13 protein-coding genes are annotated in these 13,300 nt (G+C 64.3%); 3 read left to right on the top strand and 10 right to left on the bottom strand.

All coding sequences use genetic code 11. The features are described 5' to 3' along the window. Nucleotides 1–2 precede the first annotated feature (2 nt). From mraY to mraZ, 7 genes are all read right to left on the bottom strand, one after another. The gene (gene mraY, locus O4H62_RS13980; RefSeq protein ID WP_269388730.1) at nucleotides 3–1,106 is read right to left on the bottom strand and encodes a phospho-N-acetylmuramoyl-pentapeptide-transferase; all 1,104 of its coding nucleotides are present in this window, start codon (nucleotides 1,104–1,106) and stop codon (nucleotides 3–5) included. A gap of 20 nt (nucleotides 1,107–1,126) precedes the next feature. Further along, nucleotides 1,127–2,560 (bottom strand): UDP-N-acetylmuramoylalanyl-D-glutamyl-2,6-diaminopimelate--D-alanyl-D-alanine ligase, encoded by a 1,434-nt coding sequence (locus O4H62_RS13985; protein ID WP_269388731.1) that lies wholly within the window; start codon nucleotides 2,558–2,560, stop codon nucleotides 1,127–1,129. After that, nucleotides 2,557–4,026 (bottom strand): UDP-N-acetylmuramoyl-L-alanyl-D-glutamate--2,6-diaminopimelate ligase, encoded by a 1,470-nt coding sequence (locus O4H62_RS13990; protein WP_269388732.1) that lies wholly within the window; start codon nucleotides 4,024–4,026, stop codon nucleotides 2,557–2,559. The genes O4H62_RS13985 and O4H62_RS13990 overlap by 4 nt, the downstream gene beginning before the upstream one ends. Nucleotides 4,027–4,105: 79 nt before the next feature. After that, the gene (locus tag O4H62_RS13995) at nucleotides 4,106–5,842 is read right to left on the bottom strand and encodes a peptidoglycan D,D-transpeptidase FtsI family protein (protein ID WP_269388734.1); all 1,737 of its coding nucleotides are present in this window, start codon (nucleotides 5,840–5,842) and stop codon (nucleotides 4,106–4,108) included. Continuing rightward, the gene (gene ftsL / locus O4H62_RS14000) at nucleotides 5,839–6,195 is read right to left on the bottom strand and encodes a cell division protein FtsL (RefSeq protein WP_269388736.1); all 357 of its coding nucleotides are present in this window, start codon (nucleotides 6,193–6,195) and stop codon (nucleotides 5,839–5,841) included. Before ftsL ends, O4H62_RS13995 begins: the two co-directional genes overlap by 4 nt. A gap of 3 nt (nucleotides 6,196–6,198) precedes the next feature. After that, nucleotides 6,199–7,224, bottom strand: coding sequence for a 16S rRNA (cytosine(1402)-N(4))-methyltransferase RsmH (gene rsmH / locus O4H62_RS14005; protein WP_269388737.1), 1,026 nt, complete (start codon nucleotides 7,222–7,224; stop codon nucleotides 6,199–6,201). A 26-nt stretch (nucleotides 7,225–7,250) separates the two neighbouring features. Continuing rightward, a complete protein-coding gene (mraZ, locus tag O4H62_RS14010) occupies nucleotides 7,251–7,679 on the bottom strand; it encodes a division/cell wall cluster transcriptional repressor MraZ (protein WP_269388739.1) in 429 nt (142 codons plus the stop codon). A gap of 460 nt (nucleotides 7,680–8,139) precedes the next feature. Between mraZ and O4H62_RS14015 the strand changes: the two genes are divergently transcribed. After that, nucleotides 8,140–8,550: a hypothetical protein gene (locus O4H62_RS14015; RefSeq protein WP_269388741.1), complete on the top strand. Its 411-nt coding sequence runs from the start codon at nucleotides 8,140–8,142 to the stop codon at nucleotides 8,548–8,550. Between the two features lie 48 nt (nucleotides 8,551–8,598). Here the strand turns inward: O4H62_RS14015 and O4H62_RS14020 are convergent, their stop codons facing one another. Continuing rightward, nucleotides 8,599–8,958, bottom strand: a complete 360-nt coding sequence (locus tag O4H62_RS14020; RefSeq protein ID WP_269388744.1) for an SH3 domain-containing protein — start codon at nucleotides 8,956–8,958, stop codon at nucleotides 8,599–8,601. Between the two features lie 152 nt (nucleotides 8,959–9,110). Further along, entirely contained in the window at nucleotides 9,111–9,671 is a 561-nt protein-coding gene (locus tag O4H62_RS14025) for a TetR/AcrR family transcriptional regulator (protein ID WP_269388745.1), read from the bottom strand. Between the two features lie 146 nt (nucleotides 9,672–9,817). Here O4H62_RS14025 and O4H62_RS14030 point away from each other — a divergent pair, with 146 nt between their 5' ends. Next, nucleotides 9,818–10,276, top strand: coding sequence for a (2Fe-2S)-binding protein (locus O4H62_RS14030; RefSeq protein ID WP_269388747.1), 459 nt, complete (start codon nucleotides 9,818–9,820; stop codon nucleotides 10,274–10,276). Nucleotide 10,277: 1 nt separating this feature from the next. Continuing rightward, nucleotides 10,278–12,521 (top strand): molybdopterin cofactor-binding domain-containing protein, encoded by a 2,244-nt coding sequence (locus O4H62_RS14035; protein ID WP_269388749.1) that lies wholly within the window; start codon nucleotides 10,278–10,280, stop codon nucleotides 12,519–12,521. Between the two features lie 45 nt (nucleotides 12,522–12,566). Here the strand turns inward: O4H62_RS14035 and O4H62_RS14040 are convergent, their stop codons facing one another. Next, nucleotides 12,567–13,235, bottom strand: coding sequence for a 5-formyltetrahydrofolate cyclo-ligase (locus O4H62_RS14040; RefSeq protein ID WP_269388751.1), 669 nt, complete (start codon nucleotides 13,233–13,235; stop codon nucleotides 12,567–12,569). Nucleotides 13,236–13,300 lie beyond the last annotated feature (65 nt).

A 13,300-nucleotide genomic window follows, 5' to 3' on the forward strand; every position in this document is an offset into this window, starting at 1 on the left:
GATCACCTCAACTTCAAGGTCGCGAGGCCGATCATTGCCAGCCCGACCGAGATGATCCAGAACCGCACCACGACCTGACTTTCGGTCCAGCCGAGCTTTTCGAAATGATGGTGGATCGGCGCCATCAGGAACACCCGCTTCCCGGTCAGCTTGAACGAAGCCACCTGGATGATCACCGACAGCGCTTCCATCACGAACAGGCCGCCAATGATCGCCATGACGATCTCGTGCTTGGTGGCGACCGCCACCGTGCCGATCAGGCCGCCCAGCGCCAGCGACCCGGTGTCGCCCATGAAGATTGCGGCGGGCGGCGCGTTGAACCACAGGAAGCCAAGCCCCGCTCCGATGACTGCGCCGAGGATAACCGCCAGTTCACCTGTGCCGGGCACGAAATGGATCTGCAGGTAATTGGCAAACACCGCGTTGCCGGCGAGGTAGGCGATGGCGCCGAACGAGGCCGCGGCGATCATCACCGGCACGATCGCCAGCCCGTCGAGACCGTCGGTCAGGTTGACCGCATTGCCGGCCGACACGATCACGAAGGCGCCGAAGACGATGAAGAACCAGCCGAGATCGAGCAGCAGATCCTTGAAGAAAGGGAATGCGATCGACGATCCGAAGGTCACGCCGTTGACGGTGGACGCGGCCATCGAGGCCTGCATGATGAAGAACACCGCAACACCCGCAATGATGAACTCAAGCCCCAGCCGCGCCTTGCCGGAGAACCCCTTGTCAGTCTGTTTGGTGACTTTCAGGTAGTCATCGTAAAATCCGATGGCGCCGAAGCCGAGCGTCACCAGGAGCGTGGTGACCACATAGACGCTCGACAGATCCGCCCACAAGAGCGACGAGCCGACGATGCCGGCCAGGATCATCAAACCGCCCATCGTCGGCGTCCCGGCCTTCAGGAAATGGGTCTGCGGTCCGTCAGCGCGGATCGGCTGTCCCCGGCCCTGGCGCACTTTCAGCGAGGCGATGATTCGCGGTCCGAACAGGAACACGATCAGCGCCGCGGTAAACATCGCGGCACCTGTTCGGAAGGTGATGTATCTGAAAAGATTAAAAAACTGGACTTCGTCCGCCAGATCCACCAACCAGATAAGCATGAATTCGGTCCCCGACCCGTTTAATCTTGAGTGTTGCTGTCAGACAGCACCGGATAGTTGTCAAGCAATGCCTTAACAATACGGCCGAAGCCGATGCCGAGCGATGACTTGACCATCACCACGTCGCCATCCCTCAAAACCGTCCTGAGATACTCGGCCAGTTCGGGGGCTTCGTCCCTGTAGACGGTTTCGATGGTCGTTCCCAGTTCATCGCGCAGCGCCCGCATTTCCGGACCGGCCAGGCAAACCATGTCAGCGCCGGCCTCACGCACCGGCCCTGCCAGATCGCGGTGCACCTGTTCGGAAAAGCGGCCCATTTCCAGCATGTCGCCCAGCACGGCGATCCGCCGTCCCCTGAGCCGGACCGGCGTGTCGCGCATCAGGTCCAGCGCAGCGCGCATCGAGGCCGGGTTGGCGTTGTAGCTTTCATCGATCAGCACGAAACTGCCGCCATCGATCTTCAACTCATGCCGGGCGCCGCGGCCTTTTTCTGCCGAGAGCCGGGAAAGGGCGTGGATGGCCTTGGCGAGATTTGCACCGGCAAGCTGCACCGTTCCGAGCACCGCCAGCGCATTCTGAACCTGGTGCCGCCCGGGCGCCCCGATCTTGGCGGCGACGTCTTCAGCGCCGATTCGCGCGGTGATCGTCGAGCAGTCCGGCAACAGCTTGCACTTGAGCAGGCGGTAGTCGGCCTTGGGATTTTCCCCGAAAGAGTGAACATGGGCGACCCCGAGTTCCCCGGCCCGCTTCTTCAGCCAGCCGTATTTCTCGTTGTCCCGGTTGAGCAGCACGTGACCGTCCTCGACCAGGCCTTCCATGATCTCGGACTTTGCCGCCGCGATCTCGGTGAGGTTCTTGAAATTGCCCATATGGGCGGCGGCAATGGTGGTGATGATGGCGATATGCGGCCTGACCATCTTGACCAGCGGCCGGATCTCGTCGGGATGGTTCATACCGATCTCGAACACGCCAAAGGCCGTGCTCGCGGGCATCCGCGCCAGTGTCAGCGGCACGCCCCAATGGTTGTTGAACGAAGCCACCGAGGCATGAACCTCGCCGCTGGGCTCGAGCGCCTGGCGCAGCATTTCCTTGCTCGAGGTCTTGCCCACCGAGCCGGTCACCGCGATGATCCTGGCTTCCGAGCGCGCCCGCGAGGCGCGTCCGAGATCCTCAAGCGCGGCCAGCACGTCATTGACCACGATCATCGGTGCGGTCAGCCGTCCGAGTGCCGGCAGCTTCGATTCCGACACGACAAGCAGGCTCGCCCCATTGGCCACCGCAACGCTGGCGAAATCATGCCCGTCGAAGCGCTCGCCCTTGATGGCGAAGAAGGCGTCGCCCGCGCCGACCGTCCGGCTGTCGATGGAAATCCCGGTGACGCCGTCCGGCAGAGCGCCGACCGGACGCCCGTCCATGGCTTCGATCATCTCTTGCGCGGTCCACAGCAAACTCATGCCTTGAGTTCCTCCAGTGCCTTGCGAATTTCGGTGTGATCGGAGAACGGCAGCACCTTGTCGCCGATCGTCTGGCCTTCCTCGTGACCCTTGCCTGCGACGATGAGCGTGTCACCGGCCTCAAGCATGCCGACCGCTGTTCTGATCGCTTCGGCGCGGTCGCCGATCTCCGTCGCGCCGGCGGCCACCGTCATGATTTCGGCACGGATGGTGGCCGGATCTTCCGAGCGTGGATTGTCGTCGGTGACGATCACCACATCGGCAAGCCGCATCGCGATCTCGCCCATGATCGGCCGCTTGCCGCGGTCGCGGTCGCCGCCGCAGCCGAAGACGACGATCACCCGGCCGGTGGTGAACGGCCGCACCGCCTCCAGCACGTTTTCCAGCGCCTCCGGCTTATGGGCGTAATCGACATAGGCCGGCGCGCCATGTGGCGTCGAACCGATGAGCTCAAGCCGCCCCGATGCGCCGGTCAGATGATCGAGCGCCGCCATGGCCTGGTCCGCGGAGGTACCGCTGGCGATCGCCATGCCGACGGCGACGAGCGCGTTGGATATCTGGAAGTCGCCGGCCAGCGGCAGGTGCACCTCGAAGATGCGCCCGTCCATGTGAACCTCGGCGACCTGCTTGTCGCGCAGGTGCTCGACCCGCTTGAGGCTGAGGAACCCGCCCTTGCGGCCAACGGTCAGCACCCGGGCGCCGGCCCGCTCGGCGACCTCGACGGCCTTCTGCGACCACGGGTCGTCGGCAAAGATCACCGCCGGCGCACCCTTCGGCAGCAGCGTGTCGAACAGCCGCATCTTGGCCGCCATGTAGTCATCCATGGTCGGATGGTAATCCATGTGGTCGCGGCCCAGATTGGTGAAGCCGCCGACACTCAGCGCCACGCCATCAAGCCGGCGCTGGTCGAGCCCGTGGCTGGAGGCTTCCATCGCAGCGTGGGTCACGCCTTCGCTGGCAAGCTCGGCCAGCAGCCGGTGCAGCGCGACCGGGTCCGGCGTGGTCAGCGTGCCGTATTCGATGCGGCCCGGCGCCACCACCCCGGTGGTGCCGAGCATCGCGGCCTGCTCACCGGCATGGGTCCAGATCTGCCGCAGGAAAGAGGCGACCGAGGTCTTGCCGGCAGTGCCGGTCACCGCCGCCATCACCCGCGGCTGCGGACCGAAGAAGGCCGCGGCCATGCGCGCCAGCGCCTGCCGCGGATCCTCCGCCCGCAGCACCGGAACCGTGATGTCCGCAAGCTCCGCATCGCGGCCCGCCACGATTGCCATGGCTCCCCGCGAAGCCGCCTGGGCGGCAAACCGGGCGCCGTCCGTCTTCACCCCGGCAAGCGCGAAAAACACATTCCCCGGCTCGACCATGCGGCTGTCGGCGGTCAGTCCGGTCACCGCAAGCCCGGTGTCGGCTGTTTGCGGAACCGCAAGGGATTCGGAAGGCAGGGCGGCGATCAATGCGGACAGTTTCATGAAATGCTCTGGTCTTTCATTGCCGGGATAAAATGCGGTTCACTTGATATCAGCGATGCCCTGCCCGCCACTTGTGTTTTCAGTATGACAATCGCAGCGCCTGCATATCATTTCCAAACCGCGGCCTGACCCCCAGAAACGCCGCGGACCGGCGAATGATCGCCCCGACCATGGGGGCGGCGTTCAGGCCGGCGGTGGCCGAGTGCGCGCCTTCCTCGGGCTTGGGTTCATCGATCACCACCAGCACCACATAATCAGGATTGTCGATCGGGAAGGCGGAGAGGAAGGCGTTGAAGCGCACCGATGAATCGTAGCGCCCGTTGACCACCTTTTCCGCCGTTCCGGTCTTGCCGCCGACATGGAAACCGGGAACCTCGGCGCGCCGTCCCGAGCCCTTGGCGACATTCATCTGCATCAGGTTGCGCATGTTGTCGCTGGTCGACTGCTTGATCACCTGGATGGCGACCTTGTCGGCGTCCTCCCTCGTGCGCGGCAGGAAGGTCGGCTCGATCAGCTTGCCGCCGTTCATCAGCGCCGCCGCGGCGACCGCCGTCTGCAGCGGCGTGGTCGACACCCCATGGCCGAAAGAGATGGTGATCGAGTTGATCTTCTTCCACTCGGCCGGCTGGTTCGGCATTGCCACTTCGGGCAATTCGGTCTGCATGCGGGTCAAAAGCCCCAGCCGGGTGAGGAATTCCTTGTGCCCCTCGATGCCGACCAGATCGGCCATCCGGGCAGTACCTATATTGGAGGAGTAGATGAAGATTTCCGGCACGCTCAGCACCCGGTTCTTGCCGTGGAAATCCTTGATGGTGAAGCCGCCGATGCGGATCGCCCCGCGGGCGTCGAAGGAATCCGACATCTTGACCAGGCCCGAATCGAGCGCCATCGCCGTGGTGAACGCCTTGAAGGTCGAGCCCATCTCGTAGGTGCCCGCCGACATCCGGTTGAGCCGGTCTTTCTGCAGCGCTTCGACGGGGTTGTTCGGATCGTAATCCGGCAGTGACGACATGCCGATCACTTCGCCGGTATGCACGTTCAGCACCACACCGGCAGCGGCGATCGCCTTGTAGCGGCCCATGGCCGCCGAAAGCTCGTCGCGCAGCACATGCTGTACCCTCAGATCGAGTGACAACCGAACCGGCTTCATGTCCTCGTTGACCGTCAGGCCGGCGGCGGCCAGGTCGCCGAGCCCCTGCCCGTCGACATATTTCTCCATCCCGGCGATGCCCTTGTTGTCGATGTTGACGTGGCCGACAACATGCGACGCCGTCGGCCCGCCAGGGTAGAAGCGGCGCGTTTCCGGCCGGAAGCCGATACCCGGAATGCCAAGTGCAAGGATCTGGCTTTGCTGCTTGGGGGTCAGCTGCCTTCTCAGCCACTGGAACCTCGAATTCGACGACAACTTGCGGTGGATGCCGCGCATGTCGAGATCAGGAAGCACGGTGGCGAGCAGTTCGATTGCCTCGTCGGGATCGACAATCTTGTTGGGCTCGGCAAACAGCGACACGGTACGGATGTCGGTGGCCAGCACCTCGCCGTTGCGGTCGAGCAGGTCCGGCCGCGAGATCAGCAACTGATCGGCGCGGGCGATCGAGGAAACCGTCTCGGGCGAACGCATGCCGTACTGCACCAGCCGCGCTCCGATGACCGAGTAGAACACTCCAAAACAGGCGATCGCGATGATGATGCGGTTCTTGGCCTGGGTGCCCTGCGCCTTGCGCACACCCTCGAATTCGAGCGGTGAGCGACCGCGGCCGTCGGCCGCATTGCCGGCCGGGCCAAGCCCGGAAAGAAGCGTCCCGAGTTTTCTCATTGTTGCACAGACCCCGTCGTCAGTTCCGCGTCGGTTTCGCCCTCAGCCACTTGCGGCTCGAAGTCGCTCGCCCGCCCGGGCAACTCGTCGGGCCCGGCCATTTGTTCAGGCGTGATCGGTTTCAGCCCCAGTTCCGCCTCGAAGGCAGTCGACAGCCGCTGCAACCGCGAGGGCTGGTTGAGCAGGCTCCAGTCGGCCTCGAGCAGATCGATGGTCTCTTCCTGAAGCTTGATCTCGGCCTGCAGTTCCTGCACCTGGGCCAGCTTCTCCTCGGCGGCATGCTTGATCTGGTAGGTGATCGTAGCGGCGGCGATCATCGCGCCGACAAGCACCAGGTCGATGGTTCGCAGCATGGCTCAGCCTCCGAGAGCCGCAAGCGCGGCGAGGTTGGGGACGGGAAGGATGTCGGCGCCGGCCTTGCCGGCGGGTGCCGTGGTGCGCAGCCCGGCGCGCATTTTCGCCGACCGCGAACGCGGGTTGATCGCGCATTCGTCCTCGCCCGCGCTCACCGGCTGCTTGCCGATCAGCGTGAATGTCGATTGCCGCTCGGCCACCATCGGCAGATGCCGCGAGCCCGACGCCTTGCCGGCGCGGTCCTGGAAGAAGCGCTTGACGATGCGGTCCTCGAGCGAGTGGAAGCTGACCACCACCAGCCGCCCGCCCGGCTTGAGCGCCCGTTCGGCCGCAAACAGCGTCCGCGCCAGCTCGCCCAGCTCGTCGTTGACATAGGTCCGGAGCGCCTGGAACACCCGTGTGGCCGGATGGATCTTGTCCTGCGGACGCCGCGGCGACACCTTTTCGATCAGCCCCGCCAGCTGCCGGGTGGTGGCAAACGGCGCCTTCTGCCGCTCCGCCTCGATCGCCCGCGCGATGCGGCCGGCATGACGTTCCTCGCCCAGGATGCCGAAGATCCGTGTCATGTCGGAGGGCTTGGCGCGGTTGACCACGTCCGCCGCGCTGACGCCCGATTGCCCCATCCGCATGTCGAGCGGTCCGTCGCGCATGAAGGAAAACCCGCGTTCGGCCTCGTCGATCTGCATCGAGGAGACGCCGATGTCGAGCACCACGCCGTCAAGGCTGGTCTCCTCGACTTGATCGAGCAGTTCGGAGAACCGGGCATGGATGAGCTTGAGCTTGCCGTTCGAGGCCTCGACCATCGCGGCACCCGCCGCAATCGCATCGGGATCGCGATCAAAGGCGATCACTTCGGCCCCGGCCTCGAGAATGGCGGCGGTGTAACCGCCCGCCCCGAAGGTGCCGTCGACGATGATCTCGCCGGGCTTGGGCTCCAGGGCTGCCAGAACCTCGCGGAGAAGAACCGGAATGTGGCGGACAGGTCCGCCTTGGACGTCAGTTTCACCGTCGCCCATGTCCGCCGCCATTCCGTTTCTCCATCCGTTGCGGACGGTCAGGAAATGGCCGTCCGTTCTTTCCGGGCCTGCGCCTGCATCTGCTCGAATGCCGCCGGTTCCCAGAGCTGAAAATGATCCCCCCGCCCCGCGAACGTCACCCGGTCGGTGATGCCCGCAAAATCGCGGATGAAATCCGTCACCAGAAGCCGACCCTCGCCGTCGAGCTTCATGAACACCCCGCCGCCGTGAATGAGCAGCGACATCTTGTTGGCTTCCGCCGAGAACGGATCCTGCGATCCGATCATCCGCTCGAAGCGCTCGAGCACCTCCGGTCCGGCCATCGAGACCGCCGGAAACACGAAATCCTGCCAGGCGTAGAGCTCTTCGACCGCCGAACGCGCCAGCACAGCACGGAACATCGATGGCACGGAAACCCGCCCCTTCGCGTCGATCCTGTTTGTCGCATGCGACAGGAACCGGTTCATGACTCTGTACCGCCGCTTCCGCCTGTTGGCCCCACTCCATCGACCCTCCGGTTGGGCGCCGTTCATCCGCGCACAGGACTTCAAGGGCGGCGAGAACCGCCTGCGCGGCGCCTTGCGGGAACCGCAGTCCGGATTGGGATGAAACGGCGGATGCCCGCCTGCTGATCTTGGGCTTTTGGGATAACATGGGCCACCATGGGCGTCAATGGGAACCACCCCCATCAGGCGCACGAGTTCGACCCCTTAATATCTCGTCAAGATTAACGAAGGGTTAGGAATGATGGACAGAGTGTGAATCGTCGAACCCGCAGTGAGGCGATTTGCCCTGCTCCGGCCAGCAAGCAAACATTCGCTGGGGGCCGGCATACGTGCCATACTCACAGGTGGCAAAAGGCGCCCACGCTGCGCAGTGCCACCACACCCGGGTTCAGCAGGCTGACAACAACGCAGGAGCCAACACATGACGGTCGGCAAGCGAAGCGTTGTCTCCAATCGCCTTGTGGCGGGTTTCGCTCTGATCTTCGGCATTCTGACCATCGTGTCAGGCGGACGGGTGCTCTTCGGCGGCCCCGAGGCGCAGGCGGCGGCGGGAAATGCCGTCCGCTTCGTCCTGTGGTTCAACTTCCTGTCGGGATTTGCCTATGCCGCCGCGGCGGTCGGAATTCTGCTGCTGAAGCGTTGGGCCCACTATCTGGCCATTGCCTTGGCAATCACCATTGTCGCAGTCTTCGGCCTGTTTGGCTGGCATGTGCTGTCAGGCGGAGCCTACGAGGTGCGCACCGTCGGCGCGATGACACTGCGGTCTGCGGTCTGGATCGGCATCGCCCTTTATCTGCAACGTCGCGTCAGGGCGACTGCTTTCAAGGCCTGATCGTTGTGCGCGCGCCCCTTGGAAGCAAGGATATTGTTAGCCGACTGCTCAGGGGCAAACACCGCGGGCATCGACATATTTGCGCGACACCCAGCCCGACGGCATCGGCGTGCCCCACATCGGCTGCGTGCAGCGGCCCGACATGCAGGTGATCGCGTACCAGTTGCCGCGCCGGTTGTAGACCGAAACCTCGTCGCCGCGGTAGACCTCGCCGATCTGCTGGTAGCTCGATCCGGGGCCCGTACGCACCGCCAGGAAACCGTTGCCGCGCGCATGATTATACTGGCTGATCGGCTTGACCCCGACGACGTAGCCGGTGCAGTCCCCGGCCGATGCCGGCCCGTTTGAGAGGCCAACAAAACCTGCAAGCGACAGCATGAGCAAGGCGGATCTGGGCGAAAGGAGCATGGGTGATTCCTTCAGGCAGTGAGGGATGTCGGTTGCCCTCAATCTGGGCATGTCCGCGGGCCGCCGCATTGACGTGGATCAACGAAAAGCCCGGCTGACCGCGTCCGGTGAAGGTAGGACAGGCAGGCCTGGGAACAGACACCGCGGCAGGACTAAGCCTCGCCGAGCATGACCATGGTGCTTTGCTTCAGTGTGGCCAGCAGGCTTGCAAGGTGTTTGCCGTCCCGCGCGGTAAACTTGAAGCTCGAGGCGCTGGCATAGAAGAAATCCGCCAGCTCCGCCGGACTGCTGCCATGGGCGGCAAGCGCATCGGTGCGGGCCTCGAACAACTCTGTCAGCAGATCGATCTTGCCCTGCTCCGCCTTCAGGTGCGGTGCAGCGCCGTCTCCGCTGCCGGTCATCAGATCGCTGGAATCCGGCATCTGCCTGATCTGCTCGAAAAACCGGACAATCGCGCACTCGAGAAAAATGTCGATCCGCTCGCCGAGCGTGGCGGCCAAGCACCAGGCCTCGACAACCTCGCTGACCACCCGATCCGAGATCAGCTGCATCGCAGCTGCCATGATCTCGTCCTTGTTGGCGTAACGCGCGTAAAGGGTCGGCCGGGACATGCCGGCCTGTTCGGCAATGTCGCCCATGGTCGCTTTGCGCACCCCGTACCGTGCAAACACGGCGATGGCGGCGTCAAGAATTTTGTGATCACGATCGGTCATGTTTAAACATCTTGACAATTATTGTAATTTTGTAAATTACTTTCTTGCATGAAACCGGAAACGCGACCAAACGCCACTCTGCATGGTCCTGTTCCCATCTCTATGTACCGCACCGATCGAACCCTGTTGCTGCTGGAGGCAAGCCGATGAAGCTCACCGTAGACGGAAAAATCCACGAGGTCGATGTCGAACCCGACATGCCGCTGCTGTGGGTGCTGCGTGACGAACTCGGCATCACCGGCGTAAAATACGGCTGCGGCATCGCCCAGTGCGGCGCCTGCACCGTCCATGTCGACGGCGTCGCCATCCGCTCCTGCCAGCAGCCGGTCGGCGATCTCGAGGGCGAGGTCACCACCATCAACGGGCTCGGCACGCCCGAGGCGCTGCACGCGGTTCAGGCCGCCTGGATCGCGCATCAGGTCGCCCAGTGCGGCTATTGCCAGTCCGGCCAGATCATGTCCGCCGCCGCACTGCTCGCGGAAAACAACAACCCGAGCGACGCGGACATCGACGATGCGATGAGCGGCAACCTGTGCCGTTGCGGCACTTATCCACGCATTCGCGAAGCGGTGAAGACCGCCGCCAGCAACCTTAGGAGCGCTTGATATGGGCCGTTTGAAGACATTCACCCGCCGCGCCTTCCTGATCGGTTCCGTCGCCGTTGCCGGCGGCGTTGCCTTCGGCGCCTACGTGGTCAAAAAGCCGCACGCCAATCCGCTGCTCGATGATCTCGGCGAGGGCGAAGCGGCCCTCACGCCTTACGTCCGCATCGACGCCGGCGGCGTCACCCTCATCACCCCGCGCGCCGACAAGGGCCAGGGCGCCTACTCGGTGCAGGCGGCGCTGATCGCCGAGGAACTTGACGTCGAGCTTGACCAGGTCAAGGTCGATCCCGGCCCGCCCTCGGCCGCCTACTGGAACACGGCTCTCGCCGAGGAGGCCGCCACATTCATGGCGCCCGGCGGCGGTGTCGGCGAGAAGATCGCCTATGGCGCCCTGTCCGCGGTGATGAAAACCATCGGCATGCAGATCACCGGCGGCTCCACCACCGTGCCCGACGGCTTCGTCAAGCTGCGCCAGGCCGGCGCAGTGGCCCGTGAAACCCTGAAACTGGCGGCATCGCAGAAATCCGGAGTTGCAACCGGCGATCTCAGGACCGAGGCCGGCCGCGTGCTGCTGCCCGATGGCTCGGCGCTGACCTATGTCGAACTGGCGCCGATCGCCGCCACCATCGACCCGCCGCAGGACATTGAACTGCGCGCACCCTCGGAATGGCGCCTGATCGGCAAGCCGATGCAGCGCGTCGACATCGTCGCCAAGTCTACCGGCACCCAGGACTATGGCATCGACCACAAGGTCGACGGCATGGTTCACGCCGCGGTCAAGCTCAATCCGGCTCAGACCGGGCCGCTGGTCCGCTTCGACGCCGGCGAGGCGCTGAAGATGCGCGGCGTCAGCAAGGTGATTGCGGTCACCGGCGGCATCGCGGCCATCGCCGACAACACCTGGCGCGCCTTCCAGGCCGTGGACGCGGTCGAGGCCGAGTGGGGCCCGGCGCCGTTTCCGGCCACTATGGACGAGCACTGGCAGGCGCTCGCCGACAGCTTCAACGAGGATGCGCTTGACAGCCGCAAGCGCGATGACGGCGACGTCGAGATCGCGATCGCCGAGACCGGGGCGGTGGTCAGCGCCGAATACCGCGCCCCCTACCTGGCCCATGCGCCGATGGAACCGATCAGCGCCATCGTCCGGATCGACGAGGATGGCGCCGAAGTCTGGACCGGCACGCAGATCCCGCGCTTTGTGCAGAACAATGTCGGCAGAATCGCCGGCATAGACCCGGAAACGGTCACCGTGCACGTGCTCTACATGGGCGGCAGCTTCGGCCACCGGCTGGAAGACGAGGTGGTCAAGCAGGCTGCCGAGATCGCCGTCCAGATGAAGGGCACGCCGGTCAAGCTCACCTACTCGCGCGAAGAGGACATGGGCCACGATTTCCCCCGCCAGATCGCCATGGCGCGGATGCGCGGCGTGGTCCGCGACGGCAAGGTCGAGACCTATGATCTCGGTATCGCCATGCCCTCGGTCGTCCTCTCGCAGATGGGACGCCAGGGCCTCTCCATGCCCGGCCCCGACAGCCAGATCGTCGCCGGCGCCTGGGACCAGCCTTTCGCCATCCCAAACCAGCGGATCAGCGGCTACCGCGCGCCGGAATTGGCACCGATCAGTTCCTGGCGCTCGGTCGGCGCTTCCTCGAACGGCTTCTTCTACAATGCCGGCCTCGACGAGTTGATCCACGCCGCAGGCGCCGACCCGATGGAAGAGCGGCTCAGGCTGTGCAACGATCCCGGAGCCCGCAAGGTGCTCGAGGCGGTCGCCGAAATGTCGGGATGGGACGGCGTGCTCGGCAATGGCCGCGGCCGCGGCGTGGCGCTGACCCAATCCTTCGGCGTTCACTGCGCCGAGGTGATCGAGGTCAGCGACACCGGATCCGGCATCAGGATCGACAAGGCCTTTGTCGCCGCCGAAGTCGGCACCGTCGTAGACCCCGTCAATTTCGACAACCTGGTCAAGGGCGGCGTGATCTTCGCGCTCGGCCACGCCATGAACTGCGAAATCACCTACACCGACGGCATTGCCGACCAGACAAACTTCGACAGCTTCGAGGGCATGCGCATGTACCAGTGCCCGGCAATCGAGGTGCGCGGACTGGAAAACGGCGATCGTGTGCTCGGCATCGGCGAACCGCCGGTGCCGCCCGCGGCCGCGGCCCTGGCCGGTGCGATCTTCGCCGCCACCGGAACTCGGCTGAGGGAAATGCCGTTCAGCAAGTTCATCGACTTCGCCTGAGCCGCCCGAAACAGTTTGCCCGGCATCATTTGCCGGGCGAACTCGTCAGCCCAAAGAGTGGTCTGAGACCGTCCGGTCGCCGAGCACTACCTTGTGCATCGCGATATCCCATGGCATCGGAAAGATCGTCTTCATCCGCGCGAACGCCTGGCCGACGCCGATGATCAGCTTATCGCCGCCCAGCCGCACCAGAGTTCGGTCATAATAGCCGCCGCCATTGCCGAGCCGGTATCCGCTGTCGTCGACCCCGAGAAGCGGCACGATTACTACGTCCGGGACAAGCGGCTGAGTTTCTTCCGGCACGGGAATGTTCCAGAAACCTTTTGCCATGGCGCATCCCGGCGTCCAGCGATGAAACTCCACCGGCTGGTGCTTCTCCACCACGACAGGCAGGCAGACCTTTCCGCCGCGTTCGCTGACTGCGGCCATCCATCCATGCAGGTTGACCTCGCCGCGGATCGGCCAGTACGCCGCAATCGTCCGGCCCGTGACATCGCCCAGCATCTCGTCGAGCCGCGCCGAGATGGCGGCCGACGCGGATTTGCGCTCGTCAGCGGACTGGGTCTGGCGGGCAGCGTAAAGCCGCTTGCGTTCGGATTTGCGGAATGTTGAGACATCCTTCCATGTCTGAGGATCGATGACATGGCCATCGACCAGCATGTGCGCGAGGCAGACCGTGGAACCCGGAGCGTCTTCGTCGTCTTCATGTGTCATGGCTATAATTAAACACCCGCACCACGAAGCTTGGCTAGCCTGATTGCGTCATACCGCTGCTTGCA

This window comes from Parahoeflea alexandrii (genome assembly GCF_027214025.1).
In the GTDB taxonomy this organism is placed as follows: domain Bacteria; phylum Pseudomonadota; class Alphaproteobacteria; order Rhizobiales; family Rhizobiaceae; genus Hoeflea; species Hoeflea alexandrii_A.